The sequence below is a fragment of the Streptomyces similanensis genome (genome assembly GCF_039543625.1).
GTDB lineage: Bacteria > Actinomycetota > Actinomycetes > Streptomycetales > Streptomycetaceae > Streptomyces > Streptomyces similanensis.
Genome location: NZ_BAABKC010000006.1, coordinates 84,138 through 109,554, shown reverse-complemented (window position 1 = coordinate 109,554; position 25,417 = coordinate 84,138). Strand labels below are relative to the sequence as shown.

At 74.7% G+C, this 25,417-nt stretch carries 15 protein-coding genes; 13 read left to right on the top strand and 2 right to left on the bottom strand.

From position 1 onward, the window contains the following. Window positions 1-44: 44 nt before the first annotated feature. The 10 genes from ABEB07_RS02100 (at window position 45) to moeZ (ending at window position 12,567) form a co-directional block, all read left to right on the top strand. Complete coding sequence (locus ABEB07_RS02100; RefSeq protein WP_343235777.1) at window positions 45-137, top strand: Ms4533A family Cys-rich leader peptide; 93 nt, start codon at window positions 45-47, stop codon at window positions 135-137. A 199-nt stretch (window positions 138-336) separates the two neighbouring features. Next, window positions 337-2,055, top strand: coding sequence for an ABC transporter substrate-binding protein (locus ABEB07_RS02095; protein WP_345666737.1), 1,719 nt, complete (start codon window positions 337-339; stop codon window positions 2,053-2,055). Window positions 2,056-2,059: 4 nt separating this feature from the next. Continuing rightward, window positions 2,060-3,070, top strand: a complete 1,011-nt coding sequence (locus ABEB07_RS02090) for an ABC transporter permease (protein WP_345666736.1) — start codon at window positions 2,060-2,062, stop codon at window positions 3,068-3,070. Continuing rightward, the gene (locus ABEB07_RS02085; protein ID WP_345666735.1) at window positions 3,067-4,074 is read left to right on the top strand and encodes an ABC transporter permease; all 1,008 of its coding nucleotides are present in this window, start codon (window positions 3,067-3,069) and stop codon (window positions 4,072-4,074) included. The genes ABEB07_RS02090 and ABEB07_RS02085 overlap by 4 nt, the downstream gene beginning before the upstream one ends. Continuing rightward, window positions 4,071-5,735, top strand: a complete 1,665-nt coding sequence (locus ABEB07_RS02080; RefSeq protein ID WP_345666734.1) for an ABC transporter ATP-binding protein — start codon at window positions 4,071-4,073, stop codon at window positions 5,733-5,735. Before ABEB07_RS02085 ends, ABEB07_RS02080 begins: the two co-directional genes overlap by 4 nt. A gap of 242 nt (window positions 5,736-5,977) precedes the next feature. Further along, complete coding sequence (locus ABEB07_RS02075; protein ID WP_345666733.1) at window positions 5,978-7,699, top strand: DUF3492 domain-containing protein; 1,722 nt, start codon at window positions 5,978-5,980, stop codon at window positions 7,697-7,699. Then, on the top strand, window positions 7,696-8,967 hold the full coding sequence (locus ABEB07_RS02070) for a hypothetical protein (RefSeq protein WP_345666732.1): 1,272 nt from the start codon (window positions 7,696-7,698) through the stop codon (window positions 8,965-8,967). The genes ABEB07_RS02075 and ABEB07_RS02070 overlap by 4 nt, the downstream gene beginning before the upstream one ends. A gap of 625 nt (window positions 8,968-9,592) precedes the next feature. Beyond that, a complete protein-coding gene (locus ABEB07_RS02065; protein WP_345666731.1) occupies window positions 9,593-10,555 on the top strand; it encodes an NAD-dependent epimerase/dehydratase family protein in 963 nt (320 codons plus the stop codon). Then, window positions 10,543-11,325 (top strand): spherulation-specific family 4 protein, encoded by a 783-nt coding sequence (locus tag ABEB07_RS02060; protein ID WP_345666730.1) that lies wholly within the window; start codon window positions 10,543-10,545, stop codon window positions 11,323-11,325. Before ABEB07_RS02065 ends, ABEB07_RS02060 begins: the two co-directional genes overlap by 13 nt. Before the next feature lie 63 nt (window positions 11,326-11,388). Beyond that, a complete protein-coding gene (gene moeZ, locus ABEB07_RS02055) occupies window positions 11,389-12,567 on the top strand; it encodes an adenylyltransferase/sulfurtransferase MoeZ (protein ID WP_164583728.1) in 1,179 nt (392 codons plus the stop codon). Between the two features lie 114 nt (window positions 12,568-12,681). On the opposite strand, the gene ABEB07_RS02050 is transcribed toward moeZ, so the two are convergent. Together ABEB07_RS02050 and ABEB07_RS02045 are read right to left on the bottom strand one after the other, a co-directional pair. Then, complete coding sequence (locus ABEB07_RS02050; RefSeq protein WP_345666729.1) at window positions 12,682-14,229, bottom strand: alpha/beta hydrolase; 1,548 nt, start codon at window positions 14,227-14,229, stop codon at window positions 12,682-12,684. A 162-nt stretch (window positions 14,230-14,391) separates the two neighbouring features. After that, the gene (locus ABEB07_RS02045; protein ID WP_345666728.1) at window positions 14,392-17,418 is read right to left on the bottom strand and encodes a lysylphosphatidylglycerol synthase transmembrane domain-containing protein; all 3,027 of its coding nucleotides are present in this window, start codon (window positions 17,416-17,418) and stop codon (window positions 14,392-14,394) included. A gap of 186 nt (window positions 17,419-17,604) precedes the next feature. Between ABEB07_RS02045 and ABEB07_RS02040 the strand changes: the two genes are divergently transcribed. From ABEB07_RS02040 to ABEB07_RS02030, 3 genes are all read left to right on the top strand, one after another. Continuing rightward, entirely contained in the window at window positions 17,605-17,997 is a 393-nt protein-coding gene (locus ABEB07_RS02040) for an MGMT family protein (protein WP_176150413.1), read from the top strand. 237 nt (window positions 17,998-18,234) lie between these two features. Next, the gene (locus ABEB07_RS02035) at window positions 18,235-21,711 is read left to right on the top strand and encodes an ATP-dependent helicase (protein ID WP_345666727.1); all 3,477 of its coding nucleotides are present in this window, start codon (window positions 18,235-18,237) and stop codon (window positions 21,709-21,711) included. Window positions 21,712-21,844: 133 nt separating this feature from the next. Beyond that, window positions 21,845-25,414 carry a UvrD-helicase domain-containing protein gene (locus tag ABEB07_RS02030; protein WP_345666726.1) on the top strand — a complete coding sequence of 1,190 codons (3,570 nt, stop codon included), beginning with the start codon at window positions 21,845-21,847 and terminating at the stop codon, window positions 25,412-25,414. The last annotated feature ends 3 nt before the right edge of the window (window positions 25,415-25,417 follow it).

Sequence of the window (25,417 nt, the reverse complement as noted above, 5' to 3'; positions counted from 1 at the left end):
GATCATGTTGACAATGCGCCGAATGGTCGTACATATTTCTGCGCATGTGGTCCCGTCATGCCGTCAACAGCGCCGCCATCCAGCTGGCGCTCTTCGGCGTGACCGCCCTCTGTGTGGCCGACATCCACTGTCGCTGACGCCCGCCCCCGGCGCGTGCGTCGCATCGCTTCCCCCTTCGCCGTGAACGGCCCCTCCGTGCTCGTGTCCTGAGCGCGGCGGCCGTGCGTCCACGGTCTCCCGACGACCCGCGCCGAGGCAGACGTCTGCTCACCTTCGTCTCACTCCTCGTCAATCTGTCTCGCGATCCGGGACACCCTCCGAGAGGTCGTCACTCCGATGCGTCAAACGTCCGTCAGAGCGCGCCGCGTGGCCGCGGCATCCGTCAGCCTGGTCGTGGCAGCGGGCGCCGCCGCCTGCGGCCCCAAGGACGGCGATGCCAAGAGCGGCGGCGGCGACGCGCGGCCCCACAAGGGCGGCACCCTCAGCGTCCTGAACGCCCAGCCGCAGGAGGACTTCGACCCGGCCCGCCTGTACACCTCCGGCGGCGGCAACGTCCCCTCGCTCGTCTTCCGCACCCTCACCACCCGCAACCGCGAGAACGGCGCCGCCGGAGCGAAGGTCGTGCCCGACCTCGCCACCGACACCGGACGCCCCAGCAAGGACGCGACCGTGTGGACGTACACCCTCAAGGAGGGTCTGAAGTACGAGGACGGCACGCCGATCACCTCCGCCGACGTCAAGTACGGCATCGAGCGTTCCTTCGCCCCCGAGCTCTCCGGCGGCGCGCCCTACCTGCGGGACTGGCTGGTCGGCGCCGCCGACTACCAGGGTCCCTACAAGGACAAGAAGGGCCTGGCCGCGATCGAGACGCCGGACAGCCGGACCCTCGTGTTCCACCTGAACAAGCCCGAGGGCGAGTTCCCGTTCCTGGCCACCCAGACGCAGTTCGCGCCGGTGCCCAAAAGCAAGGACACCGGCACCAAGTACGAGGAGCACCCGGTCTCCTCCGGGCCGTACAAGGTCGTCAAGAACGAGAACGACGGCGAGCACCTTCTCCTGGAGCGCAACCCCAACTGGTCGGCCGCCACGGACGCCGAGCGCAAGGCCTACCCGGACCGGATCGACGTGCGCTCCGGCCTGGACTCCTCGGTGATCAACCAGCGGCTCTCCGCCTCCCAGGGCGCGGACGCCGCCGCCGTCACCACCGACACCAACCTCGGCCCGGCCGAACTCGCCAAGGTCAGCGGGGACAAGACGCTGGCCGCCCGCGTCGGCACCGGACACTTCGGCTACACGAACTACATCGCGTTCAACCCGAAGGTGAAGCCGTTCGACAACCCCGAGGTGCGCCAGGCGATCGCCTACGCCGTCGACCGCTCCTCGGTCGTGAACGCGGCGGGCGGCTCCGCGCTGGCCGAGCCCGCCACCACCTTCCTGCCGAACCAGAAGTCCTTCGGCTACACGCCCTACGACCCGTTCCCGGCGGGGGCGTCCGGCAACGCCGCCAAGGCGAAGGAACTGCTGGCGAAGGCCGGCCACAAGAACGGCCTCACCGTCACCCTGACCCACTCCAACAGCAAGGACTTCGAGACCAGCCCGGAGATCGCGACCGCGATCCAGGACGCGCTGAAGAAGGCCGGCATCACGGTCAAGCTCCAGGGGCTCGAGGACAACGACTACAAGTCCAAGATCCACGACGTGAAGAGCGAGCCGGGCTTCTTCCTGGCCCACTGGGGCGCCGACTGGCCCTCCGGCGGCCCGTTCCTGGCCCCGATCTTCGACGGCCGGCAGATCGTCAAGGACGGCGCCAACTTCAACACCGGCCTGCTGAACGACACGTCAATCAACACCGAGATTGACGCGATCAACAAGTTGACCGATCTTGACGCCGCCGCCCGGCGGTGGGGCGCACTGGACAAGAAGATCGGCGAGCAGGCCCTGACCGTGCCGCTGTTCCACCCCGTCTACAAGCGCCTGTACGGCAAGGACGTCAAGAACATCGTGATCAGCGACTGGACCGGCGTGCTGGACATCTCCCAGGTCGCGGTGAAGTGACGCCGTGAGTGAGGTACTCGCCGCCTCCGAGGCCGCCGCGACGGACGTCTCCGTCCCGGCGGCCCCGGGGGCCCGCCCGTTCTGGCGGCGGCTGCGCGCGCAGCGCGCCGCCCTCGTCGCGGCGGCCGTCGTCGCCCTGCTCATCCTGGTCGCGCTCGCCGCCCCCCTGCTCACCGCGCTGGAGGGCCAGGACCCGACCAGCTACCACCCCGACCTGATCGACTCCGCGCGCGGCGGGGTGCCCGTCGGCGCCTTCGGCGGTGCCGGCGCCGACCACTGGCTCGGCGTCGAACCGCAGACCGGACGCGACCTGTTCGCCCGGCTCGTCTACGGGGCGCGGGTCTCGCTGGGCGTGGCGCTCGCCGCGACCGTCGTGCAGATCGCCATCGGCGTCGCGGTCGGCGTCGGCGCCGCGCTCGGCAACCGCTGGATCGATCAACTGTTGAGCCGGATCACCGACATCATCGTCGCCCTGCCGCTGATGATCATGTCACTGGCGCTGCTCGCGATCGTGCCGCAGAGCTTCCCTCGCCCGGTCCTGGTCGCCCTCGTCATCGGCCTGATCGCCTGGGGCAACACCGCCAAGATCGTCCGCGCCCAGACGCTCACCCTCAAGGGACTGGACTACGTCGCCGCCGCCCGGCTCAGCGGCTGGGGCGCCTGGCGGATCACCCGCCGCGAACTGCTGCCCGGCCTTGCCGCGCCGGTCATCACCTACGCCGCGCTGCTCGTCCCCATCAACATCTCCACCGAGGCCGCGCTGTCCTTCCTCGGGGTCGGCGTGAAGCCGCCGACCCCGTCCTGGGGACAGATGCTCACCGCGGCCGACGTCTGGTACCAGGCCGCCCCGCAGTACCTGATGCTCCCCGCCGGCGCCCTGTTCGTGACGGTCGTCGCCCTCACCGTCCTCGGCGACGGCGTGCGCACCGCCCTCGACCCGCGCGCCGCCTCCCGCCTGCGCGTCGGCACCGGCCGCAAGCGGGAGGCCGGGGCCGACAAGGAGGACACCGCATGAGCGCCTTCAGCGGGCTCACCGGATTCGTGCTGCGTCGGGCCGTCGGCGCCCTCGCCACCCTCTTCGCCCTCTCCGTCATCGTCTACGTCGTCTTCTACGCCGCCCCCGGCGACGTCGCCCAGATCACCTGCGGCCCGCGCTGCTCGCCGGAACAGGTGCACCAGGTCGCCCAGCAACTGCGCCTGGACGACCCGCTCCACGTGCGCTACTGGCACTTCCTCCAAGGCATCGTCGCCGGCCACGACTACTCCACGGGCACCTCGGTGGAGCACTGCCCGGCGCCCTGCCTCGGCGTCTCCTACCAGAGCGGCCGGCAGGTGATGGACATCATCACGGCCAAGCTCCCGGTGAGCCTGTCCCTGGTCTCCGGCGCGATGGTGCTCTGGCTGGTCCTGGGCGTCGGCACCGGCGTGCTCTCCGCCTGGCGGCGCGGCCGGATCTCCGAGCGGGTGCTCACGGCCGTCACCCTGGCGGGCACGGCCACTCCCGTGTTCGTCATCGGCCTGGTCCTGATGATCGTCGTCTGCGGCGAGTTCCAGTGGCTGCCCTTCCCGCAGTACGTGAGCCTCACCGACGACCCCGAGCAGTGGGCGTGGAACCTGGTGCTGCCCTGGCTCTCGCTCGCCCTGATCGAGGCCGCCACGTTCGCCCGCCTGACCCGGGCCGCCATGCTGGAGACGCTCGCCGAGGACCACATCCGCACCTTCCGCGCCTACGGCGTCGGCGAGCGGTCGGTCGTCGGCCGGCACGCGCTGCGCGGCGCCCTCGCGCCCGTCATCGCCCTGAACGCCAACAACCTGGGCTCGGCGGTCGGCGGCGCGGTGCTCACCGAGACCCTCTTCGGCCTGCCCGGCATCGGCCAGGAGCTGGTGCACGCGGTCGACGTCGTCGACCTGCCGGTGGTCGTCGGCATGGTCCTGATCGTCGGCTTCTTCGTGGTCGTCGCCAACACCGTCGCGGACGTCCTGTTCGCGGTCGCCGACCGACGGGTGGTGCTCGCATGAGTGCGATCGACAGCGCGGGTGACGCCCGCACCGATCTGGTCGAAGTGACCGACCTGAGCGTGGAGTTCGGGCCGGTGCGGGCCGTGGACGGGCTCTCCTTCCGGCTCGGCCGGGGCGCGGCCCTCGCGCTGGTCGGCGAGTCCGGCTCGGGCAAGTCGACGGTCGCCGCGGCGCTGCTGGGCCTGCACCACGGCACCGGAGCACGGGTGCGCGGCTCGGTCACGGTGGCCGGGACCGACGTACAGCGGGCGTCCGGCGAGGAACTGCGGCGGCTGCGCGGCGCGCGGGCCGCCATGGTCTTCCAGGATCCGCTGTCCTCGCTCGACCCGTACTACGCCGTCGGCGACCAGATCGCCGAGGTGTACCGCGTGCACACGCGTGCGTCGCGCCGGGCGGCACGCGCGCGTGCCGTCCAGGTGCTGGAGCGGGTCGGCATCCCGGACGCGGCGCGACGCTCCCGCTCGCGCCCGCACGAGTTCAGCGGCGGCATGCGCCAGCGCGCCCTGATCGCCATGGCGCTGGCGTGCGAGCCCGACCTGCTGATCGCCGACGAGCCGACCACCGCGCTCGACGTGACCGTTCAGGCGCAGATCCTCGACCTGCTGCACACGCTGCGCGAGGAGAGCGGCATGGGCCTGCTGCTCGTCACCCACGACGTGGGCGTCGCCGCCGAGAGCGTGGACGAGGTGCTGGTCATGCGGGACGGCCGGGCGGTCGAGCACGGCCCGGTCGCCGCCGTCCTCCGGGCGCCCTCGGCGGCGTACACCCGGGAACTGCTGGGCGCCGTGCCGCGCGTGGACGCCCCCCGCGCGGTCACGGGGAAGGCCGCGGAGAAGGCTCCCGGGACCGGTGAGGTGGTCCTGGCCGGTGAGGTGGTCCTGGAGGCGACGGGCCTGCGCCGCGAGTTCGGGCGCGGCGGCCGGGCGCTGACCGCCGTGGACGACGTGTCGCTGACCCTGCGCCGGGGCGAGACCGTCGGCGTCGTGGGGGAGAGCGGCAGCGGCAAGACCACACTGGGCCGGATGCTCGTCGGGCTGCTGGAGCCGACGGCCGGCGAGGTCCGGTTCGAGGGCCGCGCCCGGCACGGGACGCACCCGGCCGTGCAGATGGTCTTCCAGGACCCCGTCTCCTCCCTCAACCCGCGCCGCGGCGTGGGCGAGTCGATCGCCGACCCGCTGCGGGCGCGCGGCGAACGCGACGAGGGGCGCATCCGCCGGCGGGTGACCGAACTCCTGGAGCGCGTGGGGCTCGAAGGGGCGCACTACGACCGCTACCCGCACGAGTTCAGCGGCGGGCAGCGCCAGCGCGTGGGCATCGCGCGGGCGCTCGCCGCGGACCCCAGGGTGATCGTGTGCGACGAGCCCGTCTCCGCGCTCGACGTCACCACCCAGGCCCAGGTCGTCGCCCTGCTCGGCGAGTTGCAGCGGGAACTGGGGATCGCGCTCGTCTTCGTCGCCCACGACCTGGCCGTGGTGCGCCAGGTCAGCGACCGGGTCGCGGTGATGCACCGCGGCCGGATCGTCGAGGAGGGCCCGGCCGAGGAGGTCTACGGCGCGCCGCGCGACGCCTACACCAGGCAGCTGCTGGCCGCCGTTCCGGCGCTCGACCCCGAGGTCGCCGCCCGCCGCCGGGCCGCCCGCCGGGAGCCGGCCACGGCGTGAGGTCCAGGGGCCGCGGGATGAGGGCCCGCGCGGTGACGCCGGGTGGCGGCGCGAGCCGCTAGCGCGGTCAAACGCGACCCGCACGGGAAAGTCACGACCGTTCACCCCTTCTGGTGGCGCGATGGACAACCGTCCATCGCGCCACCGGCATGTCCGCATACCTTCGTCCCGCTGCGCGCCGCCGACACCGTTTCCGGCGGCCGTCCGCGCGGCCAGGGACGAAGGAGATCGGGGGTGCACGCGTGCGCATCGGACTGGTGACGGAGAGTGGCTATCCGTATGTGAGCGGTGACGCCGGACTCTGGTGCGAACGGCTCGTGCGCGGGCTCACCCAGCACGAGTTCGACCTCTACGCGCTCAGCCGCACCCGGCAGCAGGAGGACGAGGGCTGGCGCCCGCTGCCGCGGCACGTCGGCCGCGTCCGTACGGCGCCCCTGTGGACCGCGGGCGAGGACGACCGCGCGGGCTACGGGCGCCGCGCGCGCCGGCGCTTCGCCGAGTGCTACGGCGAACTGGCGGCGGCCCTGACCGCCAGGAGCGACGCCGACCTCGGCGACCCGGCCCGTCCGACCGGCCCGGACGCCGAGGCGGACCGTTTCGGCAGGGCGCTGTACGGACTGGCCGAACTCGCCCGCGACGAGGGCGGACTCGCGGGCGCCCTGCGCTCGGACACCGCCGTCCGCGCCCTCGAACGCGCCTGCCGCGCGCCCGGCGCACAGCGCGCCGCGCGCCAGGCGCGCGTGCCGGATCTCCTCGCCGTCGCCACCCGCCTGGAACGCGCCCTGCGCCCCCTCTCGCTCGACTGGCACGAGGAGGACGGCCTCGGCGCCGCCGACCTGTGCCACACGACGGCCGGCGGCGCCGCCGCGCTGCCCGGCCTCCTCGCCCGCCACTTCTGCGACGTCCCCCTCCTGGTCACCGAGTACGGCGTGCCGCTGCGCTCGCACTACCTGGCCTCCCGCGCCACCGGCGCCGCACCCGCCGTGCGGGCTCTGCTCGCCGCCTTCCACGGCGCCCTCGCCGCCGAGGTCTACCAGCGCGCCGCCCTGGTCACCCACGGCAACGCCCACGCCCGGCGCTGGCAGGAGCGCTGCGGCGCGGACCGCGCCCGGCTGCGCACCGTCCACCCCGGCATGGACGCCGCCCCCTTCACCGAGGTCGGCGAGGCCCCGCAGGCCGCCGCCCCGGACACGCTGGTGTGGGTGGGCCGCGTCGAGCCCGCCAAGGACCTGGTCTCCCTGCTGCACGCCTTCGCCCGGGTGCACACCGCACGGCCCGGGGCGCGGCTGCGGATCGTGGGCTCGGCGAGCGGTCCCGACGGCGCCGCCTACCTCGCCCACTGCAAGGCGGTGGCCGCCCAGCTCTTCCCGGACGAGGCCGCGGGCCCGCACACCGCCGGGGAGAACCCGGTCTCCTTCGAGGAGACCGGCGGCCCCGAGGCGCCCACCCCCGCCGACGCCTACGCGGCGGCCTCCGTGATCGTCCTGTCGAGCGTCGTGGAGGGCTTCCCGCTCGGCCTGGTCGAGGCCATGCTCTGCGGACGGGCGACCGTCACCACGGACGTGGGCGCCGTCGTCGAGGTCGTCGGCGGCACCGGCCTCGTCGTCCCGCCGCGCAATCCGCAGGCGCTCGCGGAGGCGTGCGCGACGCTGCTGGGCGACCCCGAGCGCCGTGCGCGCCTGGGAGCCGCCGCCCGCGCCCGCGCGCTCGAACTGTTCACAGTCGAGCAGAACACCGCCGCCTTCCACGGCCTCTACCTCGAAATCGTCGCGCGGAGCCCGGTCCGGCGCGTCGTCCTGGACCGCGCGGGCGAACCGCTCCCGTTCGCGGCCCCGGCCGAGGCCCATGTCGCCGGCCGCTGGACCGGCCCGCCCGCCGCCGCGACCCCGCGCACGGCGCGCGGCGGCCCCGCGTGGGCGGCGACCTCGCTCACCCGCTCCGCGGGTTCGGAGGCCGCCCGATGACCGCCCCCGAGCAGCGGCGGCAGCCACTCGCCCCCGGCCTCGACCTCGCCCCCGGCCTCGACCTCGGCCCCGGCCTCACCCCCGCCCCTGCCTCCGGCCTCGGCCCCGTCCTCGACCGCGCGCCGTCCGCCGCGTCCGCCGTGCCGCCCGTGTCCGGCACCGCCTCCCCGCGCGGCGGCGCCGACCCGGTCAAGGTGCTGATGCGCCGTCACCGTGACCTGTGCGCACACGCGGTCGACCCGCTGGAGATCGCCGCCGGCCTAGAGGCGCACGGGGTCACCGACCGCACCGCCGCGCGCTTCCGCCACCGCGACGTCTTCTCCCTCGCCGAGGAGATGTACGCCCGCGTCGCGCGCGACGCCGAGCCGGTCCCGTACCCGAGGAGCACGGACCAACCCCGCGCCGGGCTCGGGCCGTTCCTGCTCGCCCCGCTGCCCGGCGCCCTGTGCGCGGCGGGCCTCGCCGGACTGCGGCTGACCGACGGCCGCGCGCGCCTGGCGGTGGCCGCGGCCGCGGTCCTCGCCGTCGCCCTGGCCGTGCGCGCCGTGCTCCGCCGCGGCCCCCTGGCCACCGGCCGAGGCCGGCCGCCCGGCGACCGCGCTCCCGGCACCCGCGCCTGGACGTGCTGGCTCCTCGGCTACGCCGTGCTCGGCGACGGCCTGCTCGACGCGGCCGTCGGCGGCGGCCCCGACGGACTGCCCGACGGCACCGCCACCGGCCCCTGGCCCCTGGCCGCCGCGCCCGTGCTGGCGCTCGCCCTCGGCTGCGTCCCGGCGCTCTGCGCCGCCCACCTCTTCGCCGTGCGCGCCCGGCGGCGGCTGACGACCAGCCGCGGCCTGGACGAGTTCGCCGCCTCCGCACGGCCGCTGCTGCTGGGCCTGTTCGCCCTGTTCCTGGGCGCGCTGGCCGCGCTGCTCGCCGGGTGCGGCGCGGTCCTGCGCGAGCCCGCCGACCAGGCGCAGGTCCTCTCCCTGGGCGCCCTGCTGCTGCTCGCCCGCCTCCTCACCGTGCACGGCTTCCCCCACGCCCCCGCCGTCGCCCTCGGCACCGCCGCCCTGGCCGAGGCGGCCGCCCAGGCGAGCGTCTTCGCCGGCCGCCTCCCGGGCTGCGACGCGCTCGCGGTCCCGGTCGACACCGTGGTCGCCGCCTGGGGTCCGGGCGGGGTGCCCGCGCTGGTCTGCTCGGCGGCGGCCCTGGCCCTGCTGGCCCACGCGACCCACAACCTGAGCCGCGCCTCCGCACACGCCGGTACGGAGCCCCAGCCATGACACCCACCCAGCCACCCACCGCCCCCACAGTCGTCCACGTCCCGCACTCCGGCCCGGGCCTGGGCGTACGCCGGTGCGCAGGGCCGACGGTGAAGCGCGCTCAGCCGACGGCCGCCCACGCGGCGAGCGTCCCCACAGACACCCGCGCCCCGCACTCCGGCCCGGGCCTGGGCGTACGCCGGTGCGCAGCGCCGACAGCGAGGCGCGTCCAGCCGACGGCCGCGCCCGCCGACGCCCACGTCCCGCACCCTGACCCATGCCCCGGCGCACGCCGGAACGCACGCCGGGGCGCAGGGGCGGCCGTAAGGCGTGCCCGGCCGCCCACCGGCCCCGCGACCCGCGCCCCCGCAAACACCCGCGCCCCGCACCCCAGGTCGCGTCCGGCCGTGGCGCGCGTTCGGCCGGACGCCACCGGCGGCCGTGTGCCCGCCCCCGTAGACACCCGCGACCGCACCGGACCGGAGTCGCCGACGCGGCCGGTCCGGCGCGCGTCGTCGGCGACCGGCCGTACCGCCGGAGCCGATCGCACCACCCTTTTCGAAGGAGAACACCAGATGACCACCGCCCGATCCGGAGCGTCCGGAGCATCCGGGGCCACCGGAGCGCACATCCCGGGAGCCGCCCGATGAGGGTTCTGCTGATCGGAGCCAACGGATACCTCGGCCGGTTCGTCGCCGACCGCCTGCTCGCCGACCCGGCCGTCCAGCTCACCGCCCTCGGCCGCGGCGACGACGCCGACGTCCGCTTCGACCTCGCCACCGGCAGCCCGGGCGCGCTCACCCGCTTCCTGGACGCCGTCCACCCCGGCGTCGTCGTCAACTGCGCGGGCGCCACCCGCGGCGGCGCCCGCGAACTCACCCGGCACAACACCGTCGCCGTCGCCACCGTCTGCGAGGCCCTGCGCCGCAGCGGCTGCGGCGCCCGCCTGGTGCAGATCGGCTGCGGCGCGGAGTACGGGCCCAGCCAGCCCGGCTCCTCCACCGCCGAAGACGCCGTGCCCCGCCCCGGCGGCCCGTACGGCGTCAGCAAGCTCGCCGCCACCGAACTCGTCCTCGGCTCCGGTCTCGACGCCGTCGTCCTGCGGGTCTTCTCGCCCGCCGGGCCCGGCACCCCGGCCGGCTCCCCGCTCGGCCGGCTCGCCGAGGCCATGCGCCGCGCCATGCAGTCCGGCGACAGCGACCTCAAGCTCGGCGGCCTCGGCGTCCAGCGGGACTTCGTCGACGTACGCGACGTGGCGCGCGCCGTGCACGCCGCCTCGCTGTCGGCCGCCCAGGGCGTCATCAACATCGGCTCCGGCCGCGCCGTCCGGCTGCGCGAGGCCGCCTCCGTCCTGGCCCGCGTGGCCGGCTACGGCGGCACCCTGCTCGAACTCGACGCCCCGCCCGGCGGCCACCTCAGAGGCGGCATCGGCCACCCCCGCACCGACCCGGACCACCCCTCCCCGATGGCGTACCCGTACCCCGACGGCTGCGGCAGCTGGCAGCAGGCCGACGTGCGCACCGCCCGCGACCGGCTCGGCTGGCGGCCGCGGATCAGCCTGGAGGAGTCGCTCGCCGACATCTGGATGGAGGCGGCATGCCGCATCTGACCGGCACGGCGACCGGCTGCACGGCGACCGGCGGTCCGGCCACCGACGCTCCGGCCACCGGACTGCGCACCGGCCTCGGCGCGCCCGGCTGCGCCCACCCGCTGCTGGCCTCCGCCGAGTGGAACGCGCTGGCCCGGACCGGCGCCCCGCTGGACTGGGTCGTCCTCGACGTGGCGCACGGCGGTCCCGGCGTCCGGCCCGACCCGCACTGCCTGGACGCCGCCGGGCGGCTGCGCAACGCGGGCGTGCGGGTCCTCGGCCACCTCGACGCCGGCCACGGCGCCCGCTCCCGCGTCGAACTGGTCGCCGACGCGCACCGCTACCTGGAGTGGTATCGGGTCGACGGCTTCCTCCTGGAGCACTGTCCCGCCGACCGCGCGTCCCTGCCCGAGGTCCGCCGCACGGTCACCGCGCTGCGCGCGCTGCACGGCGAGGCCCACGTCGTCCTCGGCCACGGCACCCATCCGTACCCCGGATACGCCGAGAACGCCGACCAGTTGGTGACCTTCAACGGTCCCTGGCACCGCTACCGCTGGTCGCAGGCGGCCGAGTGGACCGCCGAGTATCCGCCCGAGCGCTTCTGCCACTTGGTGCACGGCGTGCCGCGCGGCCATCTCGACGAGGCGCTGCGCATCGCCCGCTGGCAGGGGGCGGCGACGATCTGGTTCACCGACCGCACGGACCGCGGCCGGCACGCCCGTCCCTGGGAGGGGCTGCCCGGCTACTGGGACGACATCGTCTCGCGTACCGGAACAGGTGTCTCGGAATGAAGAAAGGCGTGGCAGTGTTACGGAGAGAACAACTGTAGTGATTGACCGACCAACGGAGTCCCCGTGTCGTTGCCACCCCTGGTCGAGCCGGCTGCCGAGCTCACCGTAGACGAGGTTCGCAGGTACTCCCGCCACCTGATCATCCCGGATGTCGGGATGGACGGGCAGAAGCGGCTGAAGAACGCGAAGGTGCTCTGTGTGGGCGCCGGCGGCCTGGGCTCGCCGGCGCTGATGTACCTGGCGGCGGCGGGCGTGGGCACGCTCGGCATCGTGGAGTTCGACGAGGTCGACGAGTCGAACCTGCAGCGCCAGATCATCCACAGCCAGTCCGACATCGGCCGCTCCAAGGCCGAGTCCGCGCGGGACAGCGTCCAGGGCATCAACCCGTACGTGAACGTGATCCTCCACGAAGAGCGGCTCGAAGCCGAGAACGTGATGGACATCTTCAGCCAGTACGACCTGATCGTCGACGGCACGGACAACTTCGCGACCCGCTACCTGGTCAACGACGCGTGCGTGCTGCTGAACAAGCCGTACGTGTGGGGCTCCATCTACCGCTTCGACGGCCAGGCGTCGGTCTTCTGGTCCGAGCACGGCCCCTGCTACCGCTGCCTCTACCCGGAGCCCCCGCCCCCCGGCATGGTTCCCTCCTGCGCCGAGGGCGGTGTCCTGGGCGTGCTGTGCGCGTCCATCGGCTCCATCCAGGTCAACGAGGCCATCAAGCTCCTCGCCGGCATCGGCGAGCCGCTGGTCGGCCGTCTGATGATCTACGACGCCCTGGAGATGCAGTACCGCCAGGTCAAGGTCCGCAAGGACCCCGACTGCGCGGTCTGCGGCCAGAACCCGACCGTCACCGAACTCATCGACTACGAGGCATTCTGCGGCGTCGTCTCCGAGGAGGCCCAGGCGGCGGCGGCCGACTCCACGATCACTCCCAAGCAGCTCAAGGAGTGGATCGACGACGGCGAGAACATCGAACTGATCGACGTCCGCGAGCCGAACGAGTTCGAGATCGTCGCCATCCCGGGCGCCCGCCTGATCCCGAAGAACGAGTTCCTCATGGGCAACGCCCTGGAGGGCCTCCCGCAGGACAAGAAGATCGTCCTGAACTGCAAGACGGGTGTCCGCAGTGCGGAAGTCCTCGCCGTCCTGAAGTCCGCGGGCTTCTCCGACGCCGTCCACGTCGGCGGCGGCGTCATCGGCTGGGTCAACCAGATCGAACCCCACAAGCCGGTGTACTGAGCCTGTCGCCCGGTTCACCCGGGTTTCTCTCGGCGGGGGCCGCCCGCACCCAGGGTGCGGGCGGCCCCCGCCGCGTTCGCCGGACGCGGCGGGCGGGGGCGGGGGCGGGGGCGGTCAGGAGCAGACCGTTCCCGGGGCCGGCAGTCTGCCGTCGAGCAGGTAGCCGTTGACCGCGTTCTGGACGCACTTGTTCTTGCTGTCGTAGGCGCCGTGGCCCTGGCCCTTGTAGGTCAGCTCGACGGCGACGCCCTTGCCGAGCGCGTCCACCATCTTCTTCGCGCCCTCGTACGGGGTGGCCGGGTCGCCCGTGTTGCCCACGACGAGGACCGGCGCCGAGCCGGGCGCGCTCACGTCGGGGTGGTCGGCCGCGCCCTTGACCGGCCAGTCGGTGCAGCTCAGCATGGACCAGGCCAGGAAGTCCCCGAACAGCGGCGAGGCCGCCCGGAACGCGGGCAGCTTCTTCTGGACGTACGCCGCGTCGTACCGCTGCTTCTCGTCGGCGCAGTTGACGGCGACGTTCGCCGCCGCGAGGTTGCTGTACTCGCCGTTCTGGTCGCGGCCGTTCATCGCGTCGGACAGCAGCATCAGGATCCGGCCGTCGCCCTCGTAGGCGTCCTCCAGGCCCTCGGTGAGGGGCTGCCACAGTTCCTTGGAGTAGAGGGCCTGGGCGATGCCGTTGGTCGCCGCGGTCTGGGTCAGGCGGCGCGGGAAGATACCCTGGATCGGGTGGGCGTCGAGCTTCTTGAGCAGCGCGGCGATCCGGTTCTTCACGTCCTGCGCCGAGTCGCCGACGGGACAGTCGGCGACCTGCGACACACAGTTCCGCGCGAAGTTGTCCATGGCCAGCTGGAAGCCCTTGGCCTGGCCGAGCGAGCTCTGCTCGGGGTCCTGGGTGGGGTCGACGACCCCGTCGAGGACGGCGCGGCCGACCTTGTGCGGGAACAGGTGGGCGTACACGCCGCCCAGTTCGGTGCCGTAGGAGATGCCGAAGTAGTGCAGCTTCTCGTCGCCGAGGACCTGGCGCATGAGGTCCATGTCGCGGGCCGCGTCGGTGGTGCGCACGTACGGGAGGACCTTGCCGGAGTTCTTCTCGCAGGCCGCGTTGAACCGAGCGGTGTTCTTCAGGTACGTGGCCCGCTCGGCGGCGTCGTCGGGGGTCGCGTCCTGCTGGAAGTACTGGTCCAGCTGGCTGTCGCTCTCGCACACCACGGGCGTGCTGCGGCCCACCCCGCGCGGGTCGAAGCTGACCAGGTCGTAGCGGGTGCGCAGCTTGGCGTAGTCCGGGGCGAAGGAGGGCAGGGTGCTCACGCCCGAGCCGCCGGGGCCGCCGAAGTTGAAGATCAGCGAGCCGATGCGCTTGCCCGGTCCGCTCGCCTTCGCCCGGATCAGCGCGATGCCGATCGTCTCGCCGTTCGGCTTGGCCCAGTTCAGGGGCGCCCGCATCGTGGCGCACTGCCAGGCGCCGCCGCCCGGCGGCGGGGACGGCGCCGTGCCGCCGCCCTCGGCCGCGGAGGGCGGCGGGCAGTCCTTCCAGGCCGGCGTCTGCCCCGACGGGGCCCCGCCGCCCGGGCCGGTGTCGTCGCCGCACCCCGCCAGCAGGGCGGCCAGCAGGACGGCGGTCGAGGTCAGGGCGGCGGCGCGCAGCCCGCGGGGGTTCGGCATGCCCCCATCCTCACGCCGCGGGCGGCCGCCCGCGCGGGACGCGGGCCGTCCGGGCTACGCGGCTACCGGGAGCCCTTACGGCCGCGGCCACAGGGGTCCCGTACGGCTGCGGCCACCGGGGTCCTGTACGGCTGCGGCGACAGGGACCCTCTGCGGCTGCGGCTACAGGGATCCCTTGCGGCTGAGGTGGTTGAAGGCCAGCCAGCCCGGCAGCACCGGCAGCCACAGGGTCAGCAGCCGGAACATCAGCACCGCGGGCGCGGCCACCTCCTTGGGCAGCCCCACGGCGATCAGACCGACCGTCAGCGTCGCCTCGACCGCGCCCACGCCGCCCGGGGTCGGCGCGGCGGAGCCGAGCGCGTTGCCGGCCAGGAAGACGACCGCGACGCTGGCGATGCTCAGCGAGGTCGACTCGTCGCCGAACGCCCGGATCGAGGCGTCCAGACACATCACGAAGCAGGCCGTCAGCAGCAGCATGCCGCCGATGCCGGTGATCAGCTTCTGCGGCCGCTGGAGCACGTCCAGCATGCGCGGCACGACGCCCGCGAACAGCGACCGTACGCGCGTGACGACGAACTTCCGCAGGAACGGCACCGAGGTGACCACCAACACCAGCACCGCGACCGTCAGCAGACCCGCGATGACCGTCCGGGACGGCGAGAGCGACGGCGTCTTCTCGGTGCCGGTCAGATAGCCGAACGACAGCAGCATCAGGATGTGGCAGCCGAGCCCGAACAACTGCGACGCGCCGACGCTGGCCACCGCGAGCCCGGGGCGTACGCCGGCGCGCTGGAGGAAGCGCGTGTTCAGGGCCACGCCGCCGACCGCCGCCGGCGCGACGATCTTCACGAACGACCCGGCGACCTGCGCCGCCACGGTCCGCACGAAGGGCACCCGCTCCGGTACGAACCCGAGCAGCGCCATCGCAGCGGCCACGTAGCTGAGCGCCGAGAACAGCACCGCCGCGATCAGCCAGCCCCACTGGGCGTGCACGAAGAGCGTGCCGAACTGGAGGTGCGTGAGCTGGGTCAGCAGGTAGTACGCGCCGATGGCGCCCGCGATGAAACTGATCAGGGTGCGCGGCCGCACCCGCTCCAGCCGGGCCGGCTCGACCGGCGCCTGCGGCCTGATCCGCAGCACCTGGTGCCGGATCTGCGTCAGCAGATCCTCCTCGCGGGCCTCCTCTATGGCCTCGTCGATGGCCCGCTTCTCGGCCCGCGCCTCGGCCCGCTCCGCCTTCTTGGCGCCCTTGTCGCGCTTGTCGGTCCGCTCGGTCCGCTCGGTCCGCTCGGTGCGTTCGAGTCGTTCGGTCCGCTCGGCCTTTTCGGCTTTTTCGGCCCCTGCGGCCGTCGTTTCGGCCTGGTCGGTCCCGTCCGGCCGGCCGGGGCCGTCGGCCGCGGGCTGTCCGGCGCCGTCCTTCTCGGCCTGCTCCAGCCGGGCCAGCTTGGCCTGCCGGGACGCCTCCAGAACCGCCTCGCGCTCCCGCTGCGCCCGCTCCCGCGCCAGCCTGCGCAGCGTGGCGCGGGTGCCGCGGGTCAGCGCGATGGGCTGGAGCATCGGCAGGCAGTCGGCGACCGCGTCGGGGCCCAGCACGCCGACCGCGGAGGCCACCGCGCGCTCGGCGCCCACCCGCAGGCCGAGCGTCGTCACCAGCTGTGCCACGTCCATGCGCAGCAGCAGATCGCCGGCCGCGATCTCACCGCCGCGCAGATCGGTGAGGACCACCCTGCCGGAACGATCCACCACGATCGCGTCACCCGCGAGCCTGCGGTGCGCGATGCGCCGCGACTGGAGCGCCCGCACCTGCTGCCAGGTGTGGTGCAGCAACGCGTCGGTGATCTCCTCGTCGGCCAGCGAGTCCAGGGTGCGCCCGCCGGTGTGCTCGTAGACCAGCATCACGGCGTCGGGGCCCAGCTCGGAGGTCGCGATCAGCTTGGGCGCGTTGGCGCCGGCCGCGATCGCCGCGTACGCGAGCAGCGCCTCCTGCTCCAGGGCCTGGCGCAGCGACTGGAGGCTGCTGCGGGTGGCGAAGCCGCGCAGGGTGAGGTTGCGCCACACCCGGTAGAAGAAGCCCTGCGCCTGCTGCTCGCGGTCGACGACCGTGACGTCCAGCGGCGGACCGTCCTCCAGGGTGACGAAGTAGCGCCGGCCCCGGTCGCCGTTCTCCGCCGCGGTCTCCGCCAGCTCCTCGCGGGCCGCGCTGACGGGGTGGAAGCCCACGGTGCGCAGGCCCGCCATGAGGGTCCGTCCGGTGGGCCGTACGTTCGGCGAGCCGACCGCGTACAGGGTGCCGTAGGCGATGGTCCAGCCGATCAGCACCGTCAGGATGATCGAGAACGGTGTCGTGTAGCCGGTGACCAGCATCGAGAAGGCGTCCAGCAGCAGCACGATCAGCAGCACCGAGCGCCAGCGCGGTCTGCGGGACATGCCGACCGCGGTCATGTAGGCGATGACCGGGGCGAGATAGCCGTGCACCGGGTCGGTCAGCGCGTGCAGGTCGCCGGGGGAGGGCTGGGTGAGCGCCTCCTGGATCGAGTGCGGGGCGGCCTTGGCCACCCACAGGTCGGTGGCGAGCGTCACCCCGTGCGCGAGGACCGCCGCGAGGACGCCGTCGGCGATGCGCAGCCCGTCGCGTTTGATCAGGCGTTCGATCGCGAAGGCGACCGGCACCAGCAGGATCGCGATGCTGGACACCAGGCCGGCGATCTTGATGAGCAGGTCGGGCGCCTGTCCGGTGCCCTTGTTGATGTCCTGTTCGAGGCCCGAGGTGGTGCCGTGCGCGAACGCGGCGATCGCCAGGAGGATCACGATCGCGAGCACGCCCACCAGGAGCCGCATCAGGTCCGAGGGCCGGTGCACGCGCGCGGGGAGCAGCGGTTCGTCGCCCTCCACCTCGTCGATGTGGGTCACCTCCGCGCCGCCCGGCTGCTCCGGCCGCCGCCCCGAGGCCGCCCGCTCGTCGGCCGAACGGCCCTGGTCCTCGGCCGGGCGGTCGTCTCGTTCGTCGGCCGGGCGGTCGTCGCGCTCCTCGGTCGAACGTTCCTGGTCATCGGCCGAACGGCCCTGGTCCGTCATACGATCCTGGTCCGCCGTACGATCCTGGTCCGCGCCGCCGGCGCCCGGGTCCGGGCGCGACGAGACCCCAGAGGTGCCCTCCGCGCCGTCGGGGTGCACACCCTGCTGCTTCATGCTCTCTTCTTGGTCTCGTATCACCGGTCACCGCCCGCACGATGGTGGCATGCCCCACCGACACACGGGGGCATCAGGGTGCGGGTGCGGGGTCCGCCAGTCTGCCGGAAGCACGGCGCGGCGGCGAGGGGCACATCCCGTCCGGGGGCCCGCGCACTGTCGGTGCGGTACGGCAGGATGGGGCGGATGAGCGAAGTGAGCGCGGGGGGCGACGGCGGCGCGGGGCCGGCCGAGGCGCTGCCCGAGTACGCCGAGCGGGTCCTGGAGGTCGCCGAGCTGGTCCCGCCGGGCCGCGTCATGACCTACGGCGACGTCGCCGAATGGCTGGAGGCGGGCGGACCGCGCCAGGTCGGCCGGGTGATGGCGCTGTACGGCGGAGCCGTGCCCTGGTGGCGGGTGGTACGCGCCGACGGGAAGCTCCTCCCGGGCCACGAACTGCGCGCCCTGGACCACTACCGCGCCGAGGGCACGCCCCTGAAGGAGGCGAGCAGGGCGGCCGAGGGCCATCTGCCCCGGCTCGACATGGGGCGGGCGCGCTGGGACGGCGGCAGCGGGGGACGTGCGCAGGGTCACACCTGACAGCTTCCGCCATCCGGCGGCCCCGGGGGGAGCCCGTGGCCCGTACGGGCGAATCCGGGGACGTTCCCGAGATGCCGTACGTTCGGAGGGGACCTCCGTCCGGACGGGACCTTCGGACGGAACCTCTCCTCCAAAGGAACATCCGTAGGAACATCCGTTCGGAGAGGGCCTCCGCGACCCCGGCGCCCGGCGCCGACGCTAACAGACCCCCGCACCCCACCAGGACCGGCGAACCACGTGAGCACCTCCCCCAGCACCAGGCCCCTGCCGCACCTCCAGGTACGGCAGGGCGACCATGGCGCCTACCGGCTGGTGCGCACCCCTCCGGCGGCGCCGGACCCCCCGCGCCTCGACCCCGTCCAGCAGGCCGTCGTCGGCCACGAGACCGGGCCCCTGCTCGTCCTCGCCGGTCCGGGCACCGGCAAGACCACCACCCTGGTCGAGTCCGTCGCCCGCCGTGTCGCCCGCGGCCAGGACCCCGAACGGCTCCTGGTGCTGACGTTCAGCCGCAAGGCCGCCGTCGAACTGCGCGACCGCATGGCGCTGCGCACCGGAGCGGCGCACGCGCCCCGCGCGACCACCTTCCACTCGTTCTGCTACGCCCTGGTCCGCGCCCACCAGGACAGCGGCCTGTTCGTGGAGCCGCTGCGGCTGCTGTCCGGCCCCGAGCAGGACGTCACCGTCCGCGACCTGCTGGCGGGCCAGGCCGACCTGGAGCGGCTGGGGCTCGCGCACGTGCGCTGGCCGGACGAGCTGCGCGCCTGCCTGACCACCCGGGGCTTCGCCGACGAGGTCCGCGCGGTCCTCGCCCGCAGCCGCGAACTGGGCCTCGGACCGGGCGCCCTGGCCGCCTTCGCGCGCCGCATCGGCCGCCCCGACTGGCAGGCCGCGGCCGTCTTCCTCGCCGAGTACCTCGACGTCCTCGACCTCCAGGGCGTGCTCGACTACGCCGAACTCGTCCACCGCGCGGTGCTCCTCGCCCGCCGCCCCGAGGTCGCCGACCGCCTCGCCGCGCGGTACGACGCGGTCTACGTCGACGAGTACCAGGACACCGACCCGGCGCAGGTACGGCTGCTGCGCGCGCTGGCCGGGGGCGGCCGCACCCTGCTCGCCTTCGGCGACCCCGACCAGTCGATCTACGCCTTCCGGGGCGCCGATGTCAACGGCATCCTGCAGTTCCCGCAGACCTTCCCGCGCGTGGACGGCGCCCCCGCGCCCGTCGCGGTGCTGGGCACCTCGCGCCGCTCCGGGGCCACGCTGCTGAACGCGACCCGGGAGCTGACCCGGCGCATGCCGCTCACCCGCCTCCCGGCGGACAAGGTCCGCGCCCACCGCGAACTGGTCGCCGAGCGGGACGGCGGCCGCGTCGAGGTGCACACGTACCCGACGCCGGGCGCCGAGGTGGACAACGTCGCCGACATCCTGCGCCGCGCCCACCTGGAGGACGGCGTCCCGTGGGGCGAGATGGCCGTCCTGGTGCGTGCCGGCGCCCGCACGATACCCACCCTGAGGCGCGCCCTGACGGCGGCCGGCGTCCCCCTGGACGTCGACGGCGACGACCTGCCCCTGCGGCACGAACCGGCGGTGGCCCCGCTGCTGACGGCCCTGCGCGCGGTGGCGACGGCGGAGGCGGCGGCCCACCGCTCCGAGCCGACGGGCCCGGGACCGACACCCGAGGCGGCCGAGCCCGGGGCGGCCGAGTCGGCGGACTCCGATCCGGTGGACTCCGATCCGGTGGACTCCGAGCCGGCGGTATCCGATCCGGTGGACTCCGAGCCGGCGGTATCCGATCCGGCGGAGTCCGCCCCGGTGCGGGACTCGCAAGAGCCCCCCGCCCCCTGCTGGCTTGACACCGAGACCGCCCTCACCCTCCTCGCCTCCCCCCTCGCGGGCATGGACACCGCCGACCTGCGCCGCCTCGGCCGCGCCCTGCGCGAGGAGGAGCGGGCCGCGGGCAATCCCGTACCGCCCCCCTCCGACGCGCTGCTCGCCCGCGCGCTGGCCGAACCGGAGCGCCTGGTGGCGCACGATCCGGCGTACGCGCGGGGTGCCCAGCGCCTGGGCGCGCTCCTCAGGAAGGCCAGGGAGCGCCTGGCGGGCGGCGGCACCGCCGAGGAGGCGCTGTGGGACCTGTGGGAGGGCACGCCGTGGCCCGGCCGTCTGGAGCGGGCGGCGCGCCGCGGCGGCGCGGCCGGCCGCAACGCCGACCGGGACCTGGACGCCGTGTGCGCGCTGTTCGCGACCGCGGGCCGGGCCGAGGAGCGCACCGGCGGCCGGGGCGCGCTGAACTTCCTGGAGGAGATCGAGGCCCAGGACATCGCCGCCGACACGCTCACCCGGCGCGCCGTACGCCCCGACGCCGTGCGCCTGATGACCGCGCACCGCTCCAAGGGCCTCCAGTGGCGGCTGGTCGTCGTCGCGGGCGTCCAGGAGGGCCTGTGGCCGGACCTGCGCCGCCGCGGCTCCCTGCTGGAGGCCGACCGCATCGGCCGCGACGGACTCGCCGAACCGCTCACCCCGGGCGCGCTGCTGGCCGAGGAGCGCCGGCTGTTCTACGTGGCCGCCACCCGCGCGCGCGAACGGCTGGTCGTCACCGCGGTGAAGGCCCCCGCCGAGGACGGCGACCAGCCCTCCCGCTTCCTGGCCGAACTCGGCGTCGCGCCCCAGGACGTCACCGGCCGCCCCCGCCGCCCGCTGTCCGTGGCGGCGCTCGTCGCCGAGCTGCGCGCAACGACCGTCGACCCGGACGCGTCCGAGGCCCTCAGGGCGGCCGCCGCCCGCCGGCTGGCCCGGCTCGCCGCGCTCGCCGACGACGAGGGCCGCCCGCTGGTCCCCACCGCGCACCCGGACCGCTGGTGGGGCATGGCCGAGCCGACCGCGAGCAAGGTGCCGCTGCGCGACCGCGACCAGCCCGTCGTGCTGTCCGGCAGCGCCCTGGACCAACTCGCCAACACCTGCGCCCTGCAATGGTTCCTCGGCCGGGAGGTGAAGGCCGACACGCCCGCGAGCGCCGCCCAGGGGTTCGGCAACGTGGTCCACGTCCTGGCCGATGAGGTCGCCTCCGGCCGCACCCCCGCCGACCTCGCGGTCCTCATGGAGCGCCTGGAGACCGTGTGGAACGCCCTCGCCTTCGACGCGCCCTGGAAGTCGTCCCAGGAACGCGACAACGCGCGCGTGGCGCTCGAACGCTTCCTGAAGTGGCACGTCCTGGACCGCTCCGGGCGCACCGCGGTGGCCAGTGAGCACACCTTCGACGTGACCCTGACCGCCGGCGGGCACCAGGTGCGCATCCGCGGCTCCATGGACCGGGTCGAGGCGGACGGCGAGGGCCGCGCCTACGTCGTCGACTTCAAGACCGGCAAGCAGGCCCCCACCGGCGCCGAGGTGGCCCGCCACCCGCAGCTGGCCGTCTACCAGCTGGCCGTCCGCGAGGGCGCCGTGGACGAGGCGTTCGACGGCGTACGGCCCGAGCCGGGCGGCGCCGAACTCGTCCAGCTGCGCCAGGGCGCGGCCAAGCGGGACGGCGGCGAGAGCCTGCCCAAGGTGCAGGCCCAGGAGCCGCTGGCGGGGGAGTGGGTCGGCGATCTGCTGGCGACCGCCGCGGGCAAGGTCCTGGACGAGCGGTTCACGCCGACCGCGGGAGCGCACTGCGCGCACTGCTCGTTCCGGTCCTCGTGCAGCGCCCGCCCGGAGGGCCGCCACGTGGTGGAGTGAGACGCGCGGAGCACGCGACGTCCGTGGCGCCAGGCACGTGACGAACCGCACCACCCGAGCTGACCTGGGCGTTTCCCGACCCGGCGGGGCGGTCCGGCGCCCGGTGTCAGTGCCCGCCGCTAGCCTCTTCGACGTGCCCGCCCGTATCACCGACCCCGAACAGCTCAAGGAGCTCCTGGGGATCCCGTTCACCCCGGAGCAGACGGCCTGCATCGTCGCGCCGCCCGCCCCGCAGGTGATCGTGGCCGGCGCCGGGTCCGGCAAGACGACCGTGATGGCCGCCCGCGTGGTCTGGCTGGTCGGCACCGGCCAGGTCGCCCCCGAACAGGTGCTCGGCCTCACCTTCACCAACAAGGCCGCCGGCGAACTGGCCGAGCGCGTCCGCAAGGCGCTGATCAGGGCCGGCGTCACCGACCCGGACGTCATCGACCCGGACAGCCCGCCCGGCGAACCGGTGATCTCCACCTACCACGCCTTCGCCGGCCGTCTGCTGACCGACCACGGCCTGCGCATCGGCCTCGAACCGAGCACCCGGCTGCTGGCCGACGCCACCCGCTTCCAGCTCGCCGCGCGCGTGCTGCGCGAGGCCCCCGGCCCCTACCCGGCGCTGACCCGCTCCTTCCCGGACCTGGTCAGCGACCTCCTCGCCCTCGACGCCGACCTCGCCGAGCACCTCGTACGCCCCGAGGACCTGCGCGCGTGGGACGCCGGGCTGCTGGGCGAGCTGGAGAGCGCCAAGCTGTCCAACGCCGACCTGCGCAAGGTCCCCGAGACGGCCGCCGCCCGCCGGGAACTGGCCGGGCTGGTGCTGCGCTACCGGGCCGCCAAGCGGGAGCGCGACCTGCTCGACTTCGGCGACCAGATCGCGCTGGCCGCCCGCCTCGCGCGGCTGCCCGAGGTCGGCCGGCTGCTGCGCGAGGAGTTCCGGGTCGTCCTGCTGGACGAGTACCAGGACACCTCGGTCGCCCAGCGCATCCTGCTGGCCGGCCTCTTCGGCGCCGGCACCGGCCACCCGGTGACCGCCGTGGGCGACCCCTGCCAGGCGATCTACGGCTGGCGCGGCGCCTCGGTCGCCAACCTGGACGACTTCCCCGACCACTTCGCGCACGCCGACGGACGCCCCGCCACCCGGCAGGCGCTCAGCGAGAACCGCCGCAGCGGCGGCCGCCTGCTCGACCTCGCCAACGGCCTCGCCGCACCGCTGCGCGCCATGCACGCGGGCGTGGCGGCGCTGCGCCCGGCCCCCGGCGCCGAACGCGACGGCCTGGTGCGCTGCGCGCTGCTGCCCACCCACGCCGAGGAGATGGCCTGGCTCGCCGACTCCGTCGCCCACCTGGTGCGCACCGGGACGGCGCCCGGCGAGATCGCCGTCCTGTGCCGCACGGCGGCCGACTTCGCCGAGATCCAGGGCGCCCTGGTCGCCCGTGACGTGCCCGTCGAGGTGGTCGGCCTGTCCGGGCTGCTGCACCTGCCCGAGGTGGCCGACCTCGTCGCCGTCTGCGAGGTCCTCCAGGACCCGGGCGCCAACGCCTCCCTGGTACGGCTGCTGACCGGCCCGCGCTGGCGGATCGGGCCGCGCGACCTCGCGCTCCTGGGCCGGCGGGCCCGGCTGCTCGTGGCACACGCGCGCGTGGCCGACGACGACCCGGACCGCCGGCTCGCCGAGGCCGTCGAAGGCGTCGACCCGGCCGAGGTGATCTCGCTCGCCGACGCCCTCGACACGTTCCTGGAGACCCCGCTGGACGCGCGCGGGGACGACGACCGGCTGCCGTTCTCGCCGGAGGCGCGGGTGCGCTTCGCCCGGCTCGCGGCCGAACTGCGCGACCTGCGCCGCGCGCTGTCCGACCCGCTGATGGACGTACTGCACCGGGTGCTGGCCGTCACCGGCCTGGAGGTGGAGCTGTCGGCGTCCCCGCACGCCCTGGCCGCCCGCCGCCGCGAGACCCTGTCGAACTTCCTGGACGTCGCCGCCTCCTTCGCCGCCACCGAGCGCGAGGCGTCCCTGCTGGCGTTCCTCGGCTTCCTGCGCACCGCCGCCCAGTACGAGAAGGGCCTCGACAACGCGCTGCCCGGCGGCGAGAACACCGTCAAGGTGCTCACCGCGCACCGGTCCAAGGGCCTGGAGTGGGACGTCGTGGCCGTACCCGGACTGGTCACCGGCACCTTCCCGAGCGCCCAGGGACGCGAGAAGTGGACCGCCCAGGCCAAGGTGCTCCCGCACGCCCTGCGCGGCGACGCCGACACCCTGCCCGACATCGCCGCCTGGGACGCCAAGGGCATGAAGGCCTTCCACGAGGCCATGAAGGACCACCAGCACACCGAGGAACTGCGCCTCGGCTACGTCACCTTCACCCGCCCCCGCTCCCTGCTCCTCGGCTCCGGCCACTGGTGGGGCCCCACCCAGAAGAGGCGCCGCGGCCCGTCCGACTTCCTCCTGGCGCTGCACGACCACTGCGCCGCCGGACACGGCGAGACCGAGGTGTGGACGGACGAACCGGCCGAGGACGCGGAGAACCCGGCCCTGCACGGGGCCGCCGCCGACCAGGTCTGGCCGCTGCCCCTGGACGAGACGGCGCTGCGCCGCCGCCGCGCCGCCGCCGCGACCGTCCGCGCCCACCTGGACGCCCTCGCCGCGCGCGCGGACGACACCGCGCGCCCGGCCCGGGCCGCAGGAACGCACGACGACCCCGACTGGCCCCCGCCCCCGGAGGACGACGAGCCGCCCTACGACGAACCCGGTTACGACGAACCCGGTTACGACGAACCCGGTTACGACGAGGACGCCCCCTTCGCCGACGAGGACCCCGGCGACTGGGACTCCTGGAGCGGCGACCGCCCCGCGATCCCGCACCAGACGCTGCCCCCGGAGGAACCAGGAGCCCAGCCCCACCCCGAGCCCGCAGAGATGGCCCCCGACCCTGACGCCCTGGAGACCGCCCCCGAGCCCGACACCGCAGGGACCGCCCCCGCCCCGGAGGACGACCGCCCGGACGCCCCCCTCACCCCGGAGGAGGCCCGCGTCATGGCCTCCTGGGACCGCGACCTGGACGCGCTCGCCGGGGAACTGCGGCGCGCCCGGCAGAGCGTCACCGACGTGCCCCTGCCGACCACGCTGACCGCGACGCAACTGCTGCGCCTGGCCGCCGACCCGGAGGGCTTCGCGCGGGAGCTGGCGCGCCCCATGCCGAGCCCCCCGCAGCCCGCCGCCCGGCGCGGCACCCGCTTCCACGCCTGGGTCGAGACCCGCTTCGAGGCGCTCACCCTGCCCATGCTGGAACCGGAGGAGCTGCCCGGCGCCGACGCCGAGATCGCCGACGAACGCGACCTGGAAGCCCTCAAGGAGGCGTTCGAACGCACCGAGTACGCGCACCGCACCCCCCTGCGCGTCGAGACCCCGTTCCAGCTCGCCGTCGCCGGCCGGGTCGTACGGGGCCGGATCGACGCCGTCTACCGGGAGGGCGACGGCGAGAACGCGACGTACGAGATCGTCGACTGGAAGACGAGCCGCTCGCGCACCGCCGACCCGCTCCAGCTCGCCGTGTACCGGCTGGCCTGGGCCGAGCAGCACGGCGTACCGCTGGAGCGCGTCACGGCCGCGTTCGTGTACGTGCGCACCGGCGAGGTGGTGCGTCCGCGCAGCCTGCCGGGCCGGGCCGCGCTGGAACGGCTGCTGCTGGCGGAGCCGGACGGCGAGGCGGTGTGACGA

What these genes read in the sequence shown, in the direction of transcription:
- ABEB07_RS02100 (WP_343235777.1), top strand. Translation starts at nt 45, where the DNA reads ATGTGGTCCCGTCATGCCGTCAACAGCGCCGCCATCCAGCTGGCGCTC.
- ABEB07_RS02095 (WP_345666737.1), top strand. Translation starts at nt 337, where the DNA reads ATGCGTCAAACGTCCGTCAGAGCGCGCCGCGTGGCCGCGGCATCCGTC.
- ABEB07_RS02085 (WP_345666735.1), top strand. Translation starts at nt 3,067, where the DNA reads ATGAGCGCCTTCAGCGGGCTCACCGGATTCGTGCTGCGTCGGGCCGTC.
- ABEB07_RS02080 (WP_345666734.1), top strand. Translation starts at nt 4,071, where the DNA reads ATGAGTGCGATCGACAGCGCGGGTGACGCCCGCACCGATCTGGTCGAA.
- ABEB07_RS02070 (WP_345666732.1), top strand. Translation starts at nt 7,696, where the DNA reads ATGACCGCCCCCGAGCAGCGGCGGCAGCCACTCGCCCCCGGCCTCGAC.
- ABEB07_RS02065 (WP_345666731.1), top strand. Translation starts at nt 9,593, where the DNA reads ATGAGGGTTCTGCTGATCGGAGCCAACGGATACCTCGGCCGGTTCGTC.
- ABEB07_RS02060 (WP_345666730.1), top strand. Translation starts at nt 10,543, where the DNA reads ATGCCGCATCTGACCGGCACGGCGACCGGCTGCACGGCGACCGGCGGT.
- ABEB07_RS02050 (WP_345666729.1), bottom strand. Translation starts at nt 14,229, where the DNA reads ATGCCGAACCCCCGCGGGCTGCGCGCCGCCGCCCTGACCTCGACCGCC.
- ABEB07_RS02045 (WP_345666728.1), bottom strand. Translation starts at nt 17,418, where the DNA reads ATGAAGCAGCAGGGTGTGCACCCCGACGGCGCGGAGGGCACCTCTGGG.
- ABEB07_RS02040 (WP_176150413.1), top strand. Translation starts at nt 17,605, where the DNA reads ATGAGCGAAGTGAGCGCGGGGGGCGACGGCGGCGCGGGGCCGGCCGAG.